Origin of the sequence: Rothia sp. HMSC071C12 (assembly GCF_001813895.1) — a bacterium.
Lineage (GTDB): Bacteria > Actinomycetota > Actinomycetes > Actinomycetales > Micrococcaceae > Rothia > Rothia mucilaginosa.
In genome coordinates this window covers 81,568-103,247 of record NZ_KV814369.1, presented here as the reverse complement: position 1 = coordinate 103,247, position 21,680 = coordinate 81,568, and the positions used below count along the sequence as shown (strand labels likewise).

The 21,680-nt window shown below is 60.1% G+C and carries 18 protein-coding genes and 1 pseudogene; 9 read left to right on the top strand and 10 right to left on the bottom strand.

Annotated features, from left to right (window positions below):
• From HMPREF2942_RS02390 to HMPREF2942_RS02380, 3 genes and pseudogenes are all read left to right on the top strand, one after another.
• A pseudogene (locus tag HMPREF2942_RS02390) lies at positions 1-224 on the top strand (DUF6318 family protein); the annotation flags it as partial.
• A gap of 2 nt (positions 225-226) precedes the next feature.
• Entirely contained in the window at positions 227-946 is a 720-nt protein-coding gene (locus HMPREF2942_RS02385) for a DUF6318 family protein (RefSeq protein WP_070688241.1), read from the top strand.
• 207 nt (positions 947-1,153) lie between these two features.
• Positions 1,154-1,810 carry a DUF6318 family protein gene (locus HMPREF2942_RS02380; RefSeq protein WP_070634065.1) on the top strand — a complete coding sequence of 219 codons (657 nt, stop codon included), beginning with the start codon at positions 1,154-1,156 and terminating at the stop codon, positions 1,808-1,810.
• Positions 1,811-1,976: 166 nt separating this feature from the next.
• On the opposite strand, the gene HMPREF2942_RS02375 is transcribed toward HMPREF2942_RS02380, so the two are convergent.
• Positions 1,977-2,606: a DUF3043 domain-containing protein gene (locus HMPREF2942_RS02375; protein WP_070634064.1), complete on the bottom strand. Its 630-nt coding sequence runs from the start codon at positions 2,604-2,606 to the stop codon at positions 1,977-1,979.
• A gap of 115 nt (positions 2,607-2,721) precedes the next feature.
• On the opposite strand from HMPREF2942_RS02375, the gene HMPREF2942_RS02370 reads away from it, so the two are divergent.
• The 6 genes from HMPREF2942_RS02370 to HMPREF2942_RS02345 all read left to right on the top strand — a co-directional run bounded on the left by HMPREF2942_RS02370 (position 2,722) and on the right by HMPREF2942_RS02345 (position 8,503).
• Positions 2,722-4,116 (top strand): M20/M25/M40 family metallo-hydrolase, encoded by a 1,395-nt coding sequence (locus tag HMPREF2942_RS02370; RefSeq protein ID WP_070688239.1) that lies wholly within the window; start codon positions 2,722-2,724, stop codon positions 4,114-4,116.
• Positions 4,117-4,407: 291 nt separating this feature from the next.
• Positions 4,408-4,761 carry a HesB/IscA family protein gene (locus HMPREF2942_RS02365; RefSeq protein WP_049337623.1) on the top strand — a complete coding sequence of 118 codons (354 nt, stop codon included), beginning with the start codon at positions 4,408-4,410 and terminating at the stop codon, positions 4,759-4,761.
• A 103-nt stretch (positions 4,762-4,864) separates the two neighbouring features.
• Positions 4,865-5,935, top strand: coding sequence for an anthranilate phosphoribosyltransferase (gene trpD / locus HMPREF2942_RS02360; protein ID WP_049337622.1), 1,071 nt, complete (start codon positions 4,865-4,867; stop codon positions 5,933-5,935).
• Positions 5,936-6,435: 500 nt separating this feature from the next.
• Positions 6,436-6,885, top strand: a complete 450-nt coding sequence (locus HMPREF2942_RS02355) for an NfeD family protein (RefSeq protein WP_070666600.1) — start codon at positions 6,436-6,438, stop codon at positions 6,883-6,885.
• Between the two features lie 94 nt (positions 6,886-6,979).
• Positions 6,980-7,975: an SPFH domain-containing protein gene (locus tag HMPREF2942_RS02350; protein WP_070688237.1), complete on the top strand. Its 996-nt coding sequence runs from the start codon at positions 6,980-6,982 to the stop codon at positions 7,973-7,975.
• 189 nt (positions 7,976-8,164) lie between these two features.
• On the top strand, positions 8,165-8,503 hold the full coding sequence (locus tag HMPREF2942_RS02345) for an RNA polymerase-binding protein RbpA (protein WP_005506034.1): 339 nt from the start codon (positions 8,165-8,167) through the stop codon (positions 8,501-8,503).
• A gap of 201 nt (positions 8,504-8,704) precedes the next feature.
• Here the strand turns inward: HMPREF2942_RS02345 and HMPREF2942_RS02340 are convergent, their stop codons facing one another.
• From HMPREF2942_RS02340 to pafA, 9 genes are all read right to left on the bottom strand, one after another.
• Positions 8,705-9,439: a polyprenol monophosphomannose synthase gene (locus tag HMPREF2942_RS02340; RefSeq protein WP_070604287.1), complete on the bottom strand. Its 735-nt coding sequence runs from the start codon at positions 9,437-9,439 to the stop codon at positions 8,705-8,707.
• 124 nt (positions 9,440-9,563) lie between these two features.
• On the bottom strand, positions 9,564-10,742 hold the full coding sequence (locus HMPREF2942_RS02335) for an amidohydrolase (RefSeq protein ID WP_070688235.1): 1,179 nt from the start codon (positions 10,740-10,742) through the stop codon (positions 9,564-9,566).
• 244 nt (positions 10,743-10,986) lie between these two features.
• Positions 10,987-14,070 carry a DEAD/DEAH box helicase gene (locus HMPREF2942_RS02330; protein WP_070688234.1) on the bottom strand — a complete coding sequence of 1,028 codons (3,084 nt, stop codon included), beginning with the start codon at positions 14,068-14,070 and terminating at the stop codon, positions 10,987-10,989.
• Between the two features lie 268 nt (positions 14,071-14,338).
• Positions 14,339-15,220: a twin-arginine translocase subunit TatC gene (gene tatC / locus HMPREF2942_RS02325; protein ID WP_070666591.1), complete on the bottom strand. Its 882-nt coding sequence runs from the start codon at positions 15,218-15,220 to the stop codon at positions 14,339-14,341.
• Between the two features lie 133 nt (positions 15,221-15,353).
• Positions 15,354-15,599 (bottom strand): Sec-independent protein translocase subunit TatA, encoded by a 246-nt coding sequence (gene tatA, locus HMPREF2942_RS02320; protein WP_005506024.1) that lies wholly within the window; start codon positions 15,597-15,599, stop codon positions 15,354-15,356.
• A 437-nt stretch (positions 15,600-16,036) separates the two neighbouring features.
• Complete coding sequence (locus HMPREF2942_RS02310) at positions 16,037-18,298, bottom strand: WYL domain-containing transcriptional regulator (RefSeq protein WP_070688232.1); 2,262 nt, start codon at positions 18,296-18,298, stop codon at positions 16,037-16,039.
• A 201-nt stretch (positions 18,299-18,499) separates the two neighbouring features.
• Positions 18,500-18,895, bottom strand: coding sequence for an FKBP-type peptidyl-prolyl cis-trans isomerase (locus HMPREF2942_RS02305; RefSeq protein ID WP_005508667.1), 396 nt, complete (start codon positions 18,893-18,895; stop codon positions 18,500-18,502).
• A gap of 95 nt (positions 18,896-18,990) precedes the next feature.
• Complete coding sequence (locus HMPREF2942_RS02300) at positions 18,991-20,046, bottom strand: FKBP-type peptidyl-prolyl cis-trans isomerase (protein WP_070688229.1); 1,056 nt, start codon at positions 20,044-20,046, stop codon at positions 18,991-18,993.
• A gap of 147 nt (positions 20,047-20,193) precedes the next feature.
• Positions 20,194-21,666 (bottom strand): Pup--protein ligase, encoded by a 1,473-nt coding sequence (pafA, locus tag HMPREF2942_RS02295; protein WP_070543511.1) that lies wholly within the window; start codon positions 21,664-21,666, stop codon positions 20,194-20,196.
• Positions 21,667-21,680 lie beyond the last annotated feature (14 nt).

Genomic DNA, 21,680 nt, shown 5'->3' with positions numbered 1-21,680 from the left:
ACGGAATAGAAAACCTGCGTGCTGATGGTGCGCCTTGGTCAGAAGATGGAGAGATATATTTCTGGAAGGCATACCGAGAATGGAATCGCGAGATATATGTTGAATATGATGGTAGCTGGCGTGGATGGAATAATGATGATAAAAGCGATGATACGTTTAAATATGAATTTAAACATAATGGAACAAAGTGGGAAATTGTGGGCTACGAAGGTGTGGATAAGTAATCATGGAGAAATTTTTGAAGGATTCTGATGTGTTGAGTCGCCGCACCCTGCTGAGTAGCGGTGCGCTTGTGGGCCTGGGGGCCCTGCTTGCGGCGTGTGGCCAGCAGGCAAATAACGAGGCGGCAGCTACCGCCTCCACCGCACCGAATGAGTTGGCTTCGGCTGCGGTATCTGAGTCGCCTTCGGCGAGTGCTACTCCGTCTACTGTTCGTGGCTACTCGGGTGGTTCCAAGGCGCCGGATGGTGAGTACCGCCCTGCGGATAAGTACGGCAATGCACAGAATGTACCCAAGCCTGCTGAGCCAGAAGATGGGTACCGTGAGAAGTCTGTTGAAGGCATGCGTAAGACCCTTAAAGCGTGGGTTGAATGGGCTAACTATGGCACCGAGACTGGTGATTATTCCGTGGCTCGTCAGTTTGTGTCGTCGGAGTTTAAAGATGAGTTGCAGGCATATGCCGATGTTGAGGATCTTTACGCTAGTGGCGGTTGGATTATTGGTGGAGTTGACTATTTTGAGGCTGATGGTGCGCCGTGGTCTGAGGATGGGGAGACGTATTTTTGGAAGGCGTATCGTCACTGGGATCGTGAGATTTATGTTGAATCTGACAGTAGTTCGCGTAGCTGGGTGAATGAGGATAAGACCAATGACACTTTCAAATTCGAGCTGAAGCATGATGGTCAGAAATGGGAAATTATGGGCTACGAAGGTGTGGATAAGTAATTATGAAGAAATTTTTGATGGATTCTGATGTGTTGAGCCGCCGCGCATTTTGAAGCAACAACCAAAGTGAAGCCCTCCTAAACTTTCCGCAAGATAGACCGCCACCCGCCCGGAGGGTAGGAAAGCAATGACAGGTTCCACGTGCGCGCTCGCGCATAATGGAGATAAGCGGGAGACCATGCACTACAACGATGTGGAGGACCAACCATGAACCCGAACATGCTGAACCGCCGCTCAATGCTGACCGGAGGCACACTCATCAGCCTCAGCACCCTACTCGCCGCCTGCGCACCGCACGACATCACAACTGCAGGAGACGGATCCACCGCCTCCGGCAAGTCTGCCACCAACAGCAGCCCAAGCAGTAGTTCCGGCAACAATGCCGGTAACAGCGAATACCGCAAGGCAGACGCCAAAGGCCCCGCCCAGAACGTCCCCAAACCCAACGCCCCCGAAGACGGCTACCGCGCAAAGACCCCCGACGGCCTCCTCAAAACCATGGACGCCTGGAACCAATGGGTCAACTACGGCGTCCAAACCGGCGACTACAGCAAAGCCCGCGAATTCCTCTCCTCATCAAACGACGGAGAACTCAAAATCTACAAGGAAATAGAAGCGCTCTACCAGCGCGGCGGATGGGTCATCGACGGCATCGAACACTTCGAACCCGAAGGCATACCCTGGAGCGACGACGGCCAAACCTACTACCTGAAAACCAACCACGAATGGGACAAACACACCGAGGTAGAACCCGACGGCCGCCAAGAAACCTGGAGCAGCGACAAGGAAGAAGAAATCTACACATTCGCCCTCGAACACCGCGACGGCAGGTGGCAGATCCTCTACTCCCGAATCGAAGCCTAACCGTACCGGCGTATAACCACGACATATACGTCCACGCGTAAGAGGGTAAGAATTAGCGGGCACAAAAATAGGGGAGAGGCCTTGAACCTTCAGGACCTCTCCCCACACCCAACAAGCACAACCCCCACAGAGCCACTAGGGAGCCACACCGCAGGGCACAAACGACTTAGTGCGGGTACTCGCCGTACTTCACCATCGGAACCGGGCGGCGCATACGACGAATCATCATCATACGGTTAAACGCATACATGCCAGAACCACGCTGAACCTCGCCGAACTTCGCAATCAGCTTCTTCTTCAGGCTGCGCCACAAAATAAAGTAGTCAACAACCCACAGAATCATCAGCGCATACATTGCGTACACGGAACCGTAATAAATCGGTGCCGCCGCAGTAGACGTACCCGACACACCCTGAGCAATCCAGCCACCAATAAGCAGAACCAGCAGCACAGCCAACATAAAATCGCCAAGGTTACGGCGCGCATCCACATAATCACGGATATAACGGCGCTGCGAACCACGGTCCACGGCGGGCAGGTAACGTTGATCGCCACCCATCAACGCATCATTCTGACGCTCACGAGCCTTCGCCATCGCCTCACGTTCACGCGCCTTCGCCTCCTTACGGTCATTAACAACCAGAGGCTGACGACGAGCCGCCTGCTGCTCCTTACGCGAAGGAGTAGGACGGCCCTTCTTCGGGGTGAACTTCGGATTAACCGGAGCCTGAGGCTCCTCTACAACCTGCGGCTGAACAGCTTCCGCTTCAGCCTTCTCTTTCTTACGACCAAACACCCTCCCATCATACCCGAACGGCACACACCAAACCCGCCCCCACAAGCCCACACCAGCAACTGAAACAACCCCAACCACCCGGCGGCGGCGGGTAAGGTAGGGGTAAGGTAGAAACATGACTACTGAATTCACCCACCACAGCGCCCTCAGCGACGCCGTCACCAAAAACTTCGAAGCAACCCTGCAGACCCTCACCGAGCTCGTCGCCATCCCCTCCATCGCCTGGGAATCGCACGACCTCACCCAGGTAGACCGCAGCGCCGAGGCAGTCGCCGCGCTCGCAACCAAGGCAGGCTTCAACAACGTACGCATCGAACGCGCCACCTACACCACCGCCGACGGCACCGAAAAGCAGGGCATGCCCGCCGTCATCGCCTCCCGCCCCGCCGCAGAAGGCTACCCGACCATCCTGCTCTACGCCCACCACGACGTACAGCCCGCCGGCAACCTCGACCTATGGGACACCGACCCCTTCGTCGCAACCCGCAAGGGTGGCCGCCTCTACGGCCGCGGCGCAGCAGACGACAAGGCAGGCATCCTCGTGCACCTCGCCGCGCTCGCAGCCCTCAACGAAACTCTCGGCGAGGACTTCAAACTCGGTGTGAAGCTCTTCATCGAAGGCGAAGAAGAGGCAGGCTCGCCCTCCTTCGTCTCCTTCCTCAACACCTACCGTGAGGAACTGTCCGCCGACTACATCGTGGTCGCAGACTCCGCCAACTGGCGTGCCGGCGTACCCGCACTGACCACCAGCCTGCGCGGCGTCGCATCCGGCGACATCGAGGTGCGCGTCGGCAGCCACGCCATCCACTCCGGCATGTTCGGCGGCCCCATGCTCGACGCACACACCCTCATGGCGCAGCTACTCGCCACCCTGCACGACGCCACCGGCGCCGTAGCCGTCGAAGGCCTACACCGCGCCCCCGAGCCCGAACTCGAATACGCCGAAGCAGACTTCCGCAACGACTCCGGAATCCTCGACACCGTACCCCTGGCAGGCACCGGTAGCGTTGCCTCCCGACTGTGGACCCAGCCGGCAATCTCCGTCATCGGCATGGACATCCCCTCCATCGCAACCTCCTCCAACACCCTCGCCGTCGTATCCCGCGCACGCATCAGCACCCGCCTAGCACCCGGCGACAACCCCGAAAACGCACACCGCGCACTCGCCGAACACATCAAGGCACACGCACCCCACGGTGCTCAGGCGAACTACACCGCCGTCGACTCCGGCATGCCCTTCGCCACCGAAGTCGACGCAGACGGCGCACAGACCGCCCTCGACGCAATGCGCGCCGCATGGGACGTAGAACCCGTACAGACCGGCATGGGCGGCTCCATCCCATTCATCTCCGACCTGAAGGACGTCTTCCCGCAGGCACAGATTCTCGTCACCGGCGTAGAAGACCCCGACACCCGCGCACACAGCGCCAACGAGTCCCTCTACATCCCGGACTTCAAGAACGCAATCCTTGCGGAGGCGCTGCTTCTGAGCGCACTCGGCGCTCGCTAAACGCGCTCGCTGACCAGCACCCACTCGGTTAGAAAGTTTCAGGAAGCGCGGGGGAGAAACATCCACAAAAAGTGGGGGAGAAAGGTCACAAACCCCAACCCCCACTTTTTCGGTATCCTAGAAGCAGAATTATTTGTCAAGCCCCCACACCAACACTCACGCCCCCGGCGAACTATGCACACCCTAGGTTGTACATCAAACACCCGGGCGCGTATCGTGAAGGCTAAAACACCCACACGCGGCGCACACGCGGCGCACACGGGCAACCAACAAAACAAAAGGACAACACCAATGAGTGCAACCACCATCGAACTGCCGACCCACGGCGTCAACCTCACCGAAGTAGCACAGACCAAGGTCCGCACCCTCCTCGAGCAGGAAGGCCGCACCGACCTGCGCCTGCGCATCGCCGTCCAGCCCGGCGGCTGCTCCGGCCTCATCTACCAGCTCTACTTCGACGAGCGCGTCCTCGACGGCGACGCAGTCCGCAACTTCGACGGCGTAGAAGTCATCGTCGACAAGATGAGCGCGCCCTACCTCGATGGCTCCACCATCGACTTCGAAGACACCATCGAAAAGCAGGGCTTCTCCATCGACAACCCCAACGCAGCAGGCTCCTGCGCATGCGGTGACTCCTTCCACTAAACCGCCACCACGCGCCACTAAAGCGCAACGCGCCTAATAAACCCCCGTCTCGCATACTGCACCCAACCATGCAGATACGCGGCGGGGGTTTTACACTTAACACATGACTACGCACGAAATCACCTGGAAATACATCCTCAACCAGCTCGTCAAACACCAAAACCTCACCGACACCGAAGTCGCCTGGGCAATGGACCAAATCATGACCGGCCAAACCGAACAGCCGATCCTCGCGTCCTTCCTCACCGCCCTCCACTCCAAAGGCGAAACTCCCGAAGAACTCGGCGCACTCGCAGCCGGAATGATTGCCAAAGCCGAAACCGTCGACATCGACCCCAACGCCGTAGACATCGTCGGCACCGGCGGCGACCAGCAAAACACCGTCAACATCTCCACTATGGCCGCCCTTGTCATCGCAGGCACCGGCGCAACCGTCGTCAAGCACGGCAACCGCGCCTCTACCTCCAAATCCGGCTCCGCAGACGTCCTCGAAGCCCTCGGAATCCGCCTCGACATGCCCATTCCCGCAGTCGCCGAATGCGCTCGCGAGACTGGCATCACCTTCCTGTTTGCCATGACCTTCCACCCGGCAATGCGCCACGTGGGCCCGACCCGCCGCCTGCTGGGCATTCCGACCGCATTCAACTACCTGGGCCCCATGACGAACCCGGCCCGCGTGAAGTCCTCGGCTATTGGCGTTGCTAACCCGGTCATGGCTGAGAAGATGGCTCACGTCTTCGCAGAGCGCGGCGACCACGCCCTGATTTTCCGCGGTGATGACGGCCTGGACGAGCTGACCATCGCCACCACGAGCCGCCTGTGGGAGGCTGTGGACGGCGAGCTGACCGAGTACCGTTTTGACCCGACCGAGTACGGCCTGCAGAACGCGCCGCTGGAGCAGCTGCGAGGCGGCGACGCCGAGTACAACGCGGGTGTTTTCCGTGCCATTTTGGCGGGGGAGGGCGAGGCCCCGAAGAGCCCGCTGCGCGCTATTCACGACGCTGTGCTCATCAATGCGGCCGCAGGCCTGGTGGCGTACCGCCCGGTCAACGGTGAGAGCTTTGAGACCCGCTTCACTCAGGCGCTGGCCGATGCACGCGAATCTATTGCATCCGGTGCAGCAGAGCGTGTGCTCAACGCCTGGGTAGAGTTCAGCTCCAGGCACGCAGAATAAAGAAGCCTAGTAGCTGATGATAGGCACCCGAGATGGGGCGCACCGAATGGTGTGAGCTCGTCTCGGGTGTTTGTCGTTTAACGGGAGGCGTTGAGGAATCCGAGGTTCGGAGCATGTGAGCGTACGGCTAGCTGAGGCGCGCGGAGTTCAGAACCGCGGATGGAACAGCGCGGTCGCACTGCGAGGAGCGCAGGTTTGACCCGTGCCAGCCTGAGCGTAGAAAGCACCGGTGAGCAGTCGGTGGGGTAGTGAAAAATAGGTCTACTTTACATAATGTATATTATCGGCTTTTTAGGGAGGTCTAGAATGAACCAAAGATTCCCCGTATCTAAATAAAGTCTTAACAGTTCATGTATTAACCTCACTCGGTCACCAGAACTGTCGCCAGTACTCAATCCGCCTGAAATAATGGATATACCCCGCATCACGAAGGTGCTGTCGCCTCGTGTGCAGATTCAACGTCAACCACGCCGGTTGATGTACACCAAAGGAGAAAACTCGTGGATTGGCTCTTTGAGACACCCTGGACACTCTGGGTTGCACTCGCCCTCGTTTTCGCCGTCATAGAAATGCTCAGCCTCGACCTGTTCTTTCTCATGCTGGCGATTAGCGCAGGCATCACCGCAGCAATATCGCCCTTCGTGGATAACATGCTGATTCGAACCGTTATTTTCGTGGTGATCTGCCTGATTTTGGTTCTTGGCCTGCGCCCGCCGCTGCTGAAAAAGCTCAATAAATCAGCCACCGGAGCTGTCACTAATGCTGAAGCACTCGTTGGTGCTGAGGTGCGCGTCACTCAAGATGTGACTAGTGAAACCGGTTTGGTTGTACTAGCTGGCGACACCTGGACGGCGCGCACCGCCTCCGGAACGCTCGTAGTAGGATCACACGCGAGGGTACGAGCCATTGAGGGTGCTACCGCAATCGTAGAGCCTCTCCCCCACGACTAAGACCAACAAACTAAGACCCATCTGAATACCGGCTCCAAAAGCCAACTCAGATACTCCAAAAACACACCATATAACTCACCGATAAGGAGAAACAATGCCTATCAGCCTTATTCTGACGGTTCTACTCATCCTCTTCGTGCTGACGATGCTCGCAAAGACCGTGCGCGTCATCCCGCAGGGACGAGCCGGCATCGTCGAACGACTGGGTAAGTTCCACGCCGTTCTCAAGCCCGGCCTGCACATCGTCATCCCCGTGATTGACCGCGTGCTGCCCCTCATCGACCTGCGTGAACAGGTCGTTTCCTTCCCCTCGCAGTCCGTGATTACCGAAGATAACCTCGTGGTCGGTATCGACACCGTCGTGTACTTCCAGGTCACCGACCCCCAGGCTGCAACCTACGAAATCACCAACTACATTCGCGCCGTAGACGAGCTGACCAGCGCAACCCTGCGTAACGTCGTCGGTGGCCTGAACCTGGAGCAGACCCTCACCTCCCGCGACCAGATCAACGCGGAGCTGCGAGGCGTACTCGACTCCACCACTGGCCGCTGGGGCCTGCGCGTCTCCCGCGTGGACATCAAGGAAATCCAGCCCCCGGTATCCATCCAGGACTCCATGGAGAAGCAGATGCGTGCAGAGCGTGACCGCCGCGCCGCAATCCTCACCGCAGAAGGCCAGAAGCAGTCCGACATTCTGACCGCAGAAGGTGAATCCCGCGCAGCCATCCTGCGTGCAGAGGGTGAAAAGCAGGCACAGATCCTTCGTGCAGAAGGTGACGCACAGTCCGCAATCCTGCGCGCAAACGGTGAAGCAGAAGCCGTGCAGAAGGTCTTCGCAGCAATCCACGAATCCAACCCCAGCCAGCAGCTACTCACCTACCAGTACCTGCAGACCCTGCCCAAGCTCGCCGAAGGCGACGCCAACAAGCTCTGGTTCATCCCGACCGAACTCGGCGATGCACTGCGCGGCCTCGGCAACGCATTCGGCACCCTGCCCGCATCCGACCTTGCGGACGCACCGAAGAAGCCCGCAGCAGAGGCACCCAAGAGCGCCCCGCAGGCACCCGGAAGCTACGGCATCAACGGCTAAACGCGAAATCTAACGCATAAAAAAGCGTGAATCACCAAAAATCACGCCGAATAAACACCACCACGTTGGGCGGGTGGAGACTATTACCGATATAATGGATGTTTTGTAAACGTTCGAGGGAATAGCTCTCCCCCGCCCAACGTTATGCCTAAAGCGCCAAAGAGCGCACCCGACGACACTGGAGGAAAAATGAGCGATCGTAGCCTGCGCGGTATGCGCCTGGGTTCCCAGTCGATGGAAACCGAATCGAACGTACAGCCCGCGCCCCGCCAGCGCGTCGAATACCGTACCGCTGACGGTGACCGCGTTTTCGTGACCTTCGCGGCAGAGGCAGAAATCCCCTCGGTATGGACCGCAAAGTCCGGCAAGGAAGCATACCTCGTCAACGGCGACTCCACCGCAGACGCCGAAGAGGAAAAGCCCGCACGTACCCACTGGGATATGCTCATGGAACGCCGCAGCATCGAAGAGCTGGAAAAGACTCTGGAAGACCGCCTGGAATACTACCGCAAGCACTACGCGCTCTAAAAGCACCGTAGAGGCGCCGTAGAAAGGCTGTAGAAGCCCGCTAAGAGCCACCCGTGCTCTGAGGCGGGCTTCTTGTTTGGTAGGGGGCTTCCCATCGGCACGTGAGCCAGGATAGAGCGCTACAGAAAGCGTAAAAAGACCGGGGCGGATACGTTATGTATCCGCCCCGGTCTTTCGTATAAGTCTCAGAGCGAGGGACGATTACTTGCCCAGAGCCTTCCTCAGCTTCTGAATGCGGTTAGCCATACCCCAGCGGGTCACCTTAGACATGGAGTCAAAGATAATGTTGCCGTCCATCTTCGAAGCGCCAATCTCACGCTCAACGAAGGTAATCGGAACCTCAACAATATTCAGGCCGGCCTGCTCAGAACGCCACGCCAAATCAACCTGGAACACGTAGCCCTTCGAGTCAATACCGTCCAGGTTCAGGCGCTGCAGAGCGTCACGACGGTATGCACGGAAACCAGCGGTAATGTCCTTGATGGAGGTGCCCAGAATCAGGCGGGTGTACAGGTTGGCGCCGCGAGAGAGAACCTGGCGGTGAGCCGGCCAGTTCTTAGTCTTGCCGCCGGGAACGTAACGCGAACCAATAGCCAGGTCAGCGCCCGCCTCCACAGCACGAACCAGAGAAGGAAGCTGTTCAGGCTGGTGCGAGCAGTCAGCGTCCATCTCAATCAGAACGTCGTAGCCTGCCTCAAGGCCCCAATCGAAGCCAGCGAGGTATGCGCCGCCCAGGCCGTCCTTAACGGTGCGGTGCAGAACGTGAATCTGGGAATCCTTAGCCGACAGCTCATCAGCAATCTGGCCGGTGCCGTCGGGGCTGTTATCATCCACCACGAGAATGTCCACCTCGGGAGCTGCCTTACGAAGACGCTCAACCACGATGGGCAGGTTCTCCTTCTCGTTATACGTCGGGATGACAGTTAGAACGCGCATATTACTCCCTCACAGGTGCATATAAAACAAGGCCGGTAGATATCCAGTATACCGGGTAAACATTCAGATTGATGAATTATTGAGGGGTTTTATCCCCATAAAAAGCCTCTGACAAGCTAAAAAATTAGTTACTTTCAGTGTAAACAGATTCCAGGATGGGCAGAGGCGAATCCTCATCCAGCACCGGAAGCAACGGAATGCGAGCGCGGGGGTCGGTGCTCCACGATGCGACGCGGGAGTCGGGTGCTTGGACCATGAGGGCTTCGACGCGCCATTGTGCTACGTATGCGGGGGTGTCGGGGGTGAGCTGGCCGGTGAAGGGGTTTTCTTCGTGTGCTAGGCGGTATACGCCGCGGGTGAGGGCGGCGAAGGCGCTGCGTGCGGAGATGCCGTGTTCGTCGTTGACGAGTTCGCGGATGAGGGACCAGGCGCCGGGTGCGTAGAGTTGGGTGTCGGAGCCGAGGGCGATGGAGGTGCCGGTTGCGTTTGCGCGGCGGGCGACTGAGGCAACAGACTCACGCGCTTCTCCCCCGGCGTGTGCGAGGAGTGCCTGGACGGTGTCGTTGGTGGCTTCGTCTTCTTCGGGTTCGCAGACGCTCAGGCCGAGGTTGATGCGTGCTTCTGCCAGCTGGGTGAGGTGTTCGTCGGTGATGGGGTCTTGCGGGGTGCTGGTTGCTGCGTCGAGGCGGATGGGCAGCCAGGGGCGGTTTTTGCGTGCGGTGAGTGCTGCGTCGGCTGCGTCGGCAAAGCTGGTGGATGCGTCGATGGAGAGCAGGAGTGCTGCGTCTTCGGCTACCTGTGCTGCTGCGGGGGCTTCGGTGGGTGCGACGGAGATACCGACTAGCTGCAGGCCTTTGATGGCGCGTTCGCCTTCGGTGAGGGGGCGTAGTGCCTTGATGGCGCTGATTAGTTCGTCGGTTTCTACGCCGGTGGCGTTGAGGATGAGGCGGATGTCGGGTACGCCGTGTTCGGCGTTGTAGTAGCTGAGTGCGGAGACGAGGTCGGGTACGTCTTCCATGCCGGCGAGTAGGGTGTGGGTGTGGTAGCCGGCGGCGCGGTATGCCTGCAGGTAGTCGAGGATTTCGGGTGCTTCTTTTCCTGCTACCGGTGCTAGGGCGCGCGCAAAGGCGGGGGTTAGTAGGGCGCCGTCGAGTTCGGTGATGGTGGCTGATTCGTCGGCAATGGAGCGTGCCCCGGAGTCGGAACCAACCCAGCGGACGAAGCCGTCTTCGACGAGCATTGCGGTTGCGTACGGGTCGACCGGGCTGTACACGCTACCATCTACAAAAATACGGGTAGACATTAGATTCCTTTCACCTTTGAGGCGCGCCGAGGCGCACACGGGGCGGGCACTTCAATTGTGCTCGCGTAGCTTAGCTGAGCGTCTCATTTGAGTATAGAAGCACCCCCGCTGCCTGTGGTAGTTCGTTCGTCCTTAGATGAGGCGGAACTTAGATGATGCAGAACAATGCACAGTCGCGGGGGTGGTGGCCCGAGCTGGTCGGGTGCGGTGTAGCACTATGTACGGTGTAGCACTACGGTGCGGGTTAGACGTCGAGTGCGACTACGCCGCGGCGTACCGCCTCGATTGCTTCTTCACAGCGGGCGCGGATGACCGGGTCCAGTGAACGGATGTGCGCGATCTGGTCCAGGGCGTCCAGTACCTGCTTTGCCCAGCGTACGAAGTCGCCGGCGGCAAGGCCGGTGTCCTCGATTGCCTTTGCGAGGTGTGCGCCGTTCGCCCAGGCGTACATGGGTTCGACCAGGCCGAAGTCGCATGCGGGGGTCGGGTTGACCTTGAACTGTTCTTCGGCTGCGTTCAGGTCGGCGAGGCGCTGCGTAATTGTCGCGATGGGTGCGCGCAGGGACGGGTGCGGGTAGTGCGCCAGGTATTCTACGGCGTCGCGCTTGCCCTGGTAGGTTAGTGCGGCGACGGTTGCTGCGATGGCGGCGGGCTCCAGTCCGTCGAGGAAGTGCGCGTCCAGGCACAGGGCGGTCAGTAGGTCGCGCTCGCCGTAGATGCGGCGTAGAGCCTGGCCGCCGGTGGTGAGCGACAGTTCGTTATCCTCGGTGCGTTCGACGTAGCCGTAGCTCTCCAGCAGACGCGCAATGCGGTTGAAGACCTGCGCAATCGTGTTGGTGCGGCGGGCAATCTGACGGCGCAACCCTTCCGTCTCAGCGTTGAGCTTCTGCCAGCGTTCAGCCCAACGCATGTGGTTTGCACGGTCGGAGCAGCCGTGGCACGGGTGGTTACGCAGCTGAGCCTGCAGCGCCTCCAGCTGCGCGTCAATACTGTTCTGACGAGCCGGGATGTTCTGCTGTGCGAGCGCACGCGGGGCGCGGCCGTCGTAGAGTGCCTGGCGCATGCGGCTTGCGGTGTCGCGGCGTTCCTTGGCGGTTTTGAGGCTTAGGCGCTTGGGGATTTTGATGCGTGAGACCGGTTCGACGGCGCCTTCGAAATCGCGGGTTGAGGCGGTGCGCTGGTGCGCGTCCTCGGTGACGATGCCGATGCGCGGGTCGGCGTGCGAGTCGGAGCGGGTGATGACGACTGCGTAGCCGCGGGAGCGGCCGTGCGGAATGTAGATGATGTCGCCGGGCAGTAGCTGTTGGATGCTGTGGTGTGCCTGCGCGCGTGCGTGGCGTTCGTTGCTCTTGGACGCTTTCTTTTCCAATTCGGCGATCTGGCGGCTGAGCTGGATGTATTCGGTGAAGTCGCCCAGGTGGCATGCCATTGCTTCGCGGTAGCCTTCTAGAGCGCTTTCGTTTTTGCGTACACGGGAGGCGACGCCGACGACCGACTTGTCTGCCTGGAACTGTGCGAAGGAGGATTCCAGGATTTTGCGGGTGCGTTCGGCGCCGTAGGAGGCGATGAGGTTTGCCGCCATGTTGTAGGTGGGGCGGAATGAGGAGTTCAGCGGGTAGGTGCGGGTTGAGGCGAGGGTTGCCACGTGTTCTGGGGACATGCCGGGGCGCCACATGACGACGGCGTGGCCTTCGATGTCGATACCGCGGCGGCCGGCGCGTCCGGTCAGCTGGGTGTATTCGCCGGGGGTGATGTCTACGTGGGATTCGCCGTTGTACTTGGTGAGCTTTTCCAGGATGACGGTGCGGGCGGGCATGTTGATGCCCAGTGCGAGGGTTTCGGTGGCGAAGACCAGCTTAATCAGGCCCTGCGCGAAGAGGGTTTCTACGACCTCCTTGAATAGGGGCAACAGGCCCGCGTGGTGCGCGGCGATACCGCGGATGAGGCCGTCACGCCATTCGTAGTAGCCGAGGGTGTTCAGGTCGCGGGTGTCCAGGTGAGCGGTTGCTTCCGCAATGTAGGCGCGGATGGTCTGCTGCTGTTCGGGGGTGGTCAGCGTGATATCGGCGGATACGCAGTGACTGACCGCGCCGTCGCAACCGGCACGGGAGAAGATAAAGCAGATTGCGGGCAGCAGGCCCTGTTTGTCGAGGGCGCGCACCATCTCCGGGCGGGTAATGCGCTGCGGGCGCAGAGGCTTCTGCTCACCGCGCGCATCAAAGTCCCGGTCGTTACTGAAACGATCGTTGCTGAAACGGTCACGACGGTTCGAGCGGCCGCGCTCGCCGCTGCTGAACGTCTCATTGAGCCAGCCTTCACGGCGGTGACGGAAACGCTCACGCTTGCCGCCGTAGCGTCCACGGCCCGGCGCGGAACGGAAGCCGGGGCGTAGCGCCTTCAGCTGCGGGTTCAGGCGCAGACCGGCAAGCAGAGGGTTGGCGCCCGCCTCCACGGTTGCGCCGCGCTGCTTAGCTTTCTGTGCCTTCTTCGCCTGCTTGCGGGAGAACTTCTCCTCCGGCTCCTGGTTCTTGCCCTGGGTGTGGTTTTTGCCCTGTGCGGAGTTGTCTTCGGGTATGAACAGGTCCACCACGCGGTGACCGACCATCATGTGCTGCCACAGGGGTACCGGGCGGTGCTCGGAAACAATAATGTCCGTGCCGCCGCGCACCGTATCCAGCCACGCGCCGAACTCCTCAACGTTCGACACCGTAGCCGACAGGGAAATGACGTTCACATGCTCGGGAAGGTGAATAATCGCCTCTTCCCACACTGCGCCACGGAAACGGTCCGCCAGGTAGTGCACCTCATCCATGACCACATAGCCCAGACCGGTCAGCGTGGTCGAGTTGGCGTAGAGCATGTTGCGCAGCACCTCGGTGGTCATCACGACCACGGGTGCTTCCGTGTTAATGCTCGTATCGCCGGTGAGCAGACCCACGTAATCCTCACCGTACGCGCGCACAAAGTCGTGGTACTTCTGGTTGCTCAGCGCCTTAATAGGGGTTGTGTAGAACGCCTTCATGCCGCGGCGCAACGCCAGGTAGATACCGAACTCACCCACAATGGTCTTACCGGCACCGGTAGGCGCGGCAACGAGGACGGAGCGGTTCGCCTCCACAGCGGCACACGCCTGACGCTGAAAATCATCCAGCGGAAAATCAAGGGACGCCTCAAAAGCCCCGAGGACGGTCTTCGCGTATGCGGCGCGTTCTCGGGATGCGGCGTAGGCGGCAGCGTAGTCGGTGCCGGTCTGCTCCGCCGGGGTCTGTGCGTTAGAAGCGTTAGAAGTGTGTGTGTCAGAAGTGTGCTGTGCGTGGTGCTTGCTCATAGTATGTCCAGTGTAACGGTTCGCCCGCCGCGAGCCTTCAGAAAGCATCCTGCACGGGCACTAATCCGGTATGGGCGAACAGCGAGCGCATCGGCTGCGCGGTTTCGGCGCAGTTTATGCTCAGTTTCTGCCGGGATGTACCGGCGGGCGTTGTAAAAATTCGTCTGTGCGCCTCGAGACGCTGTTGCGGAACATGCGAAAGGGGCGGGGTACAGGTTCTCTGTACCCCGCCCCTTTCGGCTAGGTTGCTCAAAGCGAGCTATTCAATTTAGGAAGTCTTCTCGTCCTCGAAGTAACCCATCTTCGCCAGGTCTTCACTGCTGGTTGCGGTGTTCAGGCTTGCTTCATCCGAACCCTGCGCCAGCTTGGCAAGCTTGCGGTCGCGGCGCTTGTCGTTAATCATACAGATGAGGATTGCTGCGAAGAAGAAAATCAGCAGCGGCGCCATGAGCACGAACATCATCATGATGTCGCTACCGGGTGCGGTTAGCGCTGCGATAACCGCAACGAGCACAACAACCCAACGCCAAGACTTCAGGATGGTCTTACCGCGAATCAGGCCCAGCATGTTAATGCCGACCAGAATCACAGGGATGATGAAGGCGCAGGAGAACGTCACAACGAACTTCAGGATGAAGGAGATGTACACGCCCGCGTCAATGTAGTTACTGTCGTTGAGGGGGGTGAACTTCAGCAGTGCGTAGACCACGCCGGGGAGGGTGAAGTACGAAATGGCGACACCGCAGGCAAACGCGAAAATAGATGCGGTGAGGAAGCCGAAGAGATACCTCTTCTCCTTGGTGTGCAGTGCCGGCAGCAGGAATCGCAGCGCCTGGTAGAGCCAGACGGGAGAGGCGATCACCAAGCCGATGTACATACCTACCTTCAGCAGCTGGTCGAAAGGAGATGCGACGCTACCGTAGTTCAGGTTTGCGTTGCGGCCGGTTTCTGCGTTGATCTGCTGCAGGGGCACAGAGATCATTTCGATGAAAGGCTGGTAGAGGAAGACCGTACCGATGATGGCTGCGATGACGGTTGCGATAGCCGCTTTGATGAGGCGGTCGCGGAATTCGCGCAGGTGTTCCTTGAGTTCCATGCGTGCTTCAGGATTGATTTTGCGGTTGCGCACGTCCTGGTCGGGTGTTGCCACGTGGTGTCCTCTGGGTGTCGGTGCCGTGTGTGATTCGGCTGAGGGGGTCTGGTGGGGTGTTTATGGGGTGGTGCCGCAAAACCCGTGCCGGCCGGTGGGCTGGCACGGGTTTGGTGCATCGGTGGCGGGACCGTTACTTGGTTTCGGTCTTGCCGTCCTTGCCGTTGTCTACGACCTCAGCGGTGACGACCTCTTCGCCGTCCTTCTCGCGGGGGTCCTTCTTGGAGTCGTTCTTCAGGCCCTCAACTTCGGTCTTGAAGATGCGCATGGACTGGCCGAGGCTACGTGCCATGCCGGGCAGCTTGGGTGCGCCGAAGAGCAGGACGATGAGGAGGATAACGACGATGATGGTCGCGGGGTGGCTGAAAATCTGGCCCATGGTGGTGTGCCTTTCTGTTAGAGCAGGTCTCCGATGTTTTGAGGTTGGCCGAGTCGATCTCGTCGGGAGACCCGTCGCTTGATCCGCTCAGACCTGCGTGTCTGCTTACCTTGTTCGTAGTTATTGTATGCCTCGGTGATGGGTGTGAATACCCCGAGGGTGGTGTCTCGTGGGAGTTTTCGGCTTGCGTTCGCTTGCGCTGCGTCGAATTGTCCCTCGATTGACTCGACCCAGGTTACGGTTTCGTCAAGGAGTGTGAAACCGCGAGTGAGTGCTTTGTAGGTGAACCATGCCAAATAGAGGAGCGAGCAGATGATGAGCGCGCCCCATAGCAAAATCCAGAACCACCAAGACATGAGCACCATTATACAAGTTTTAGGTTAATGTTTTGGCGCCTTAGATGGGTTTTTAGGGTGTTTTTGCTTGTGGGTGAAGTTCTATTTTTCTGCGGGCACACCCCTGCGGCTGCTCGCGTTGAGGGTTTGCAACTGGTCAAGCAACGCCGCGCGCAGGTGCGCAGGACCGACCAGTTCGAGGGCACCTCGGTGCGCAATGACGGTGTCGAGAATGTTCTTATCGCCAGCACCGTGGGCGTTGTTGTAGTAGTGGATGCGCACGTACTGGGTGCGTGAAGCTTTCTTCACGTGGTGGGTGCTGCGGCGCATGTACGTTGCGGTGAGCGTATCGAGCGGCTCACCGCTGGGAATATGCTCGGTCGGGTGAATCCGCAACTCAGCGAACGGGTTGGTCTGAGTGCTGTGCTGCTGCGCGTGCCAATGCGGGACGGTGTCACCGGTGACCGGGTGGGCGCGACCCGCGCCCGCCTCCTGAATGTGGTTGATGCGGGTGAGGCGGAAGTTACGCCAGAAAGTGGGGGTCTTCTCCCCTGCCTCATTGTCCGCCGCCTCGCTGTCTGCAACTTCGCTGTTCTCTGCCTCGCCGGTGGTGGGGTGAGCAAAAGCCTCGGGCACATACTCGGGCACCTCTTCACCGCGCGCGGCATAGTAGCGTTCCTCAGCGGTACGGCACCACGCATGCAGATACATGTGGTCGCGGTGCAGCACCAACGCATACGGGTCCACCAGGCGGTCCGCGGCACGCTCACCGTAACCAATGGTCACGGCGTTGCCGCTACTCAGGGCGGCAGTCGCCTCCTGCAGCAGAGGCTCCTCCGGGGCGAAGCACAGGTGCTGCGCATAGACGGGCGCGTTCGGGTACGCGGCGGCGAGCGCCGCACGGATACTGCCCAGACGCGCATCCGCCGGGTGCAGAATATCTGCGGCAGAGAGGGTAAAGACGAGAATGGCGAGCTCAGTGTCCGTGAGGCGCGCGTAGTTCAGCAGCGTGTTCGGGGTGGCGCCGCCAAAATCCGGCAGCAGGTTAATGTAGGTGGGCTTGAGCGCGTCCGGGTCCTTGGGGTCAGAATCGAAGGGAACGGTATCTACCTGCGCGAAAATCTCGGCAATGGTTTTGCCGAGGGCACGGTTCTTCTCGGTATCCACGCTGTAGAGGGCGTTGAGCTGGTTCAACGGCATGGGCTCTTCACCGTGGGCGCTCGCCCAGCGGTCGGCACGGTGCAGACCCAGGAGCAGGTCCACAAGGTCGTCGAGGGAGTTGTTACGGTTGCGCTGGTTGATATCCGCCCAGGTGCCGGGGTCTTCAACTGCGCCACTGTGCAGGTCGGTGAGGGTGCGCAACAGCTGCTGCTGGGCGGCGTAGCTGTCACGCTGGCGGGTAGATGCAGCCTCCGATTCCTCGGGCGGCTCAATCACGCAGCTGTAGCTGGTCGCCGCCACAGCGCTATCAATCGTGCCGTACGAAGGCACGGTGAAGGGCTCCGACAGCGTAGAATCGGCGTTGACCTCGGCAACAATCAGGCTCTCTTCGTAGCCCTGAATGTCTTCAAGCCAGTTCTTGGCGTTGAACGTCGCGTTGATGGGGGTCGAATCGATACGCGAAAGCATCGTGAGCTTCTGAATACGGCTGGCACGGAACGTGTACTCCTTACGCTCCGAGCTCTCAGTGTAGTAGCCGACAAAATACCAGGTGCCGTAACGGTAACCGATACCGGCGACACTGACCTTTTCCTGCACGCGGGTCGCACCGGCAGCCGTCTGATAGGTGAACGTGACCGTCTTACGCTCCGCATAGGCGGTGAACAGCTCATTCAGGTGCGGGTTATCGCTAAAGTAAATGCGCTGAAGGGGCTCGCGGTAGGTGTACAGGTTCTTCGCGCGCTGACGCTTGCCGGTCTTCGGCTCCAGAATCTTCGCGGCGGCGAGCGCCTCATCGGTGAGGTTCTCGCTGGTCAGCGCAATCTTACGCAGGATGCGGTAGGCGTCATCCTGCAGTTCGGTGCCTTCCCAGCCGCGCAGGATCGTGTTGATGAGGCGGAACTCCTCGGCGGTGGGGTTCCAGGCGGGCAGCTTTGCGGCGTCGCTGGGTTCGAGGCGGTAGCGCTCCCCCAGATCCGTGGTCACGTGGGTGATGCGCGCGCCGGCGTCCCGCAGGGTCTGCTTGGCTCGTTCAAAGGCGCGTTCCTGGGACTCGCTGAGGGAGCCGTTAGCGCGCGTGCTAATGCCGAGCAGGGTCAGTAGCTCGTTGCGGCTGATGCCCTGGGTTCGGGTTGCGGTGTCGCGTGCCTCGGCGGCGGTGGCGAGGCGGTGAAGAGTCATGTAAAGCTGAGCTGCGGTGGACATGATTCCATCATACCGTGTGTGTTCCGCGGCACTTACTTAGCGTATGGGGCGGATCAGTGCAGGGGGTGGCTGCGGGAGGAATACGCGGGTACGCAAAAGCCCGGTGCCCCCTCCCACAATCGGGAGAAAGCACCGGGCTGCGCGTCTCTGTGCGTCTTACGTGAGAAGCGCGAAAAACGCGAGAACCTTACCGGCTAGTCCTTAGCGGACGTCCAGCAGGTCCACCACGAAAATCAGGGACTCACCGGGCTTAATGACCGAACCAGCGCCGCGGTCACCGTACGCCATGTCGGCGGGAATCTCCAGACGACGACGGCCGCCGACCTTCATGCCGAGCAGACCCTCATCCCAACCGCGGATAACCTGGCCAACGCCCACCTGGAACGGCAGCGGCTCGCCGCGGTTCCAGGACGCGTCAAACTCTTCACCGGTGGAGAAAGCAACACCAACGTAGTGGGTGAGCACGCGGGAGCCGGGAACAACCTCAGCGCCAGCACCCTCGATCAGGTCGGTGATGACCAGCTCGGTGGGGGCGTCGCCCTCGGGGAAATCGATTTCGGGCTTTTCGCGGTCGAGGTTACGCTGACCGAAAGACATGGGTGTCTCCTTTGATTGGTTCGAAATACATCGAAATAGTGGGTGCGCCCGCCGCCTACGTCATATAAGCGGCGAGCGCGAAATAAAAATGTGGGCTACTGCGCGGTAGCCGAAGCGGTAGCCGCCGGGGTTGCGGTCGCAGAAGCGGTTGCCGAGGCGCTCGCCTCCGCAGCGGCCGCGCTAGAAGCCGCCTGAGCACGCTGCAGGGTCTGCGGGTTCTCCTCCGCGCCCAGAATATCAACAACGAACACCAGAGTGCCCGAAGGCTTGGAACCGCCGGTGTCGTTACCGTACGCCAAATCCGCCGGGATGACCAGCTCAACGCGGGAGCCGACCTTCTTGCCCTTCAGACCCTGAGTCCAGCCCTTGATAACGCCCTGCAGGGAGAGGCCCATCGGGGTGGAAGCGTCATAGTTGCCGTCGAAGACCTTACCGTCGGAGTACTGCACGCCAATGTAACGCACGTACACGGTATCGGTTTCCTTGACCTCGGCGCCCTCGCCCTCAATGAGGTTCTTCGAGACGAGCTCAGTGTATTCCTGCTTGGTGTCGGGCAGCTTAATATCAGCCTTGCCGGTGGACTCATCCAGAGTGAAGGACGGCAGCGACGGGTCAGCCTCAACAGCCTTACCGGTTGCGTACTTGGGCAGCTTCGTCTTCACGGTGTACACCTCAACGTTAGTTGCGGCACCGGGCGAAGCGGTCGTAGTGGTCACGCCCGCGGTGCTACGCTGCTGCAGAACGTTGGTGGTGTACGAGAAAGAACCGCCAACCTTAATCTTCTTCAGGGTTTCGTACACCTGCGGTGCAGCCTGCTTCAGCTGATCGTTAATCGGCAGCAGAATCGGCTCGCTGGAGTAAGTGGAACCGTTAAGCTTGCCGTCGGTGCCGTTGAACACGGCAGCCTCAACGAGCACGTAGTCACCATCGTTGATGGAGTCGCCGTTGCCTTCCTCAATCACGTATGCGGAGGGGCTAGAAGCGGCGAAGGGAGTCGCGAAGGACGCCTCAGGCGCAGCGGTCGCGTTCTTCAAGGTGTACTGCACCTTGGACAAATCGCCATTGCTGGACTGCGCGCCACATGCGGACAGTGCGAGCGCGAGAGCTGCCGCGCTGGCACCGAAAATAGTGAGCTTAGAGCGTTTGGTCATAGTGTTATCCTCTGGGGTTTTCTGTGAGAGTGGGGCGTGTGAGTGCCCGTGTGCCACAGAACAGTTTACAGGTATAGGTTTAGCTGTTTTATGCTACGGCACGTAGCTGTGTTCAGGCTGTGTCGCGGCGCGGGGTGAGCTGGGGTTTTAGCAGGGCGGCGGGAATGCCGCCTCCTGATGCTGACGCGCCTTAGACGCCAACAGGCTTAGCACCTCCTCCAGCTCCTCGCTGCCAGTAGCAAACGGGTCCTTACACACCAGCGTGTGCTGCGGGTAGGCGTTGAGCTTCAAGTGCACCCAATCCACGGTGAACTGCTCCCCCGCCGCAACCGCCGCGTTAATGAAACGCGAACGCTGCAGAGCGCGAGTGTTCGGCGGCTGAGTCTTCGCCGCCTCCGCAGCACCCTCGGGCAGGATGCGCTTGACCGCACCGCGACGAACCAGCGCGTGGAAGACGCTACGCTCCGGGTCGATGTCGTGGTACGCCAAATCCAGCTGACGGATGCGGGCGCTCGCATAATCGGCAGGCTGACCAGCCGCGCGGGCGCGGGCAATATACGCATCCAGAAGCTTCTTCTTAATCGCCCAGTCAATCTCAGTATCAATGCTGCTGTAGTCGCCGGACTCGATAGCGTCCAGGGTGCGTTGCCACAGGTCCAGGGCGTATTCCACGTGATGGTGGTGCGCGCCGTACTGCTGCACGTACTGGCGTGCCGCATCCAGGTAGTGGCGCTGAACGCTCAACGCCGTGTAGTGCTTACCGTCCGTGGTCTCGAAGGTCGCGGTGCCGGTCAGATCGTGGCTGATAGCGCGCAGAGCCGCCGGAACAGACACAATATCCAGGCTCGTGACCGGGAAGCGGTCCTCCAGCATGCGCAACACCAGGTCGGTGCTGGCAATCTTCAGCAGAGTCGTCGGCTCCGCCATGTTCGAGTCGCCATTAATGACATGCATGCGGCGGAACTTCGAAGCGTCAGCGTGCGGCTCGTCGCGAGTGTTAATGAGCGGGCGAGCGCGTGAGGTTGAGGTGGATGCCGCCTCCCAAATGTGGTCAGCACGCTGCGAGAACGAGTACGAGGGCACACCCGTGCTGGAGGCCGGGTCGGTCGAACCGGGCACCGGACCGCCATTTGGGTGGGTCTTACCGGCGCCGACCAGAATCTGGCGGGTCACCAGGAACGGCACGAGCTGGGCAATCAGGTCGTTGAACTGCAGTTTGCGGCTGATCAGGTAGTTCTCGTGGCTGCCGTAAGAGTTGCCCGCCGAATCCACGTTGTTCTTGAACAGGTACAGTTCACCGTCGAGGGGGCGGCCCTCCGAACCTGCGAGCAGGCGCTTGCGGGCGGTACGCGCCAGATCAGCGAAAAGCAGCTCACCGGCGCGTTCCTGTGCGAGCAACTCGTCAATGCTGCCGCATTCGGCGGAGGCATACTCGGGGTGCGAACCCACGTCAAGGTAGAGCCTACCGCCGTTGGGCAGGAAGACGTTCGTTGAGCGCCACTGATCCAGGACGGGCTTGAAAAGGGCGGCGGCGGACTCTTCGATGCTCAGCCGACCGAGCCCGTGCGGGACGTAGCTGAGCCCGAATTCGCTTTCAATGCCGAAAATACGGTGTTCCATGATGCTGACCCGGC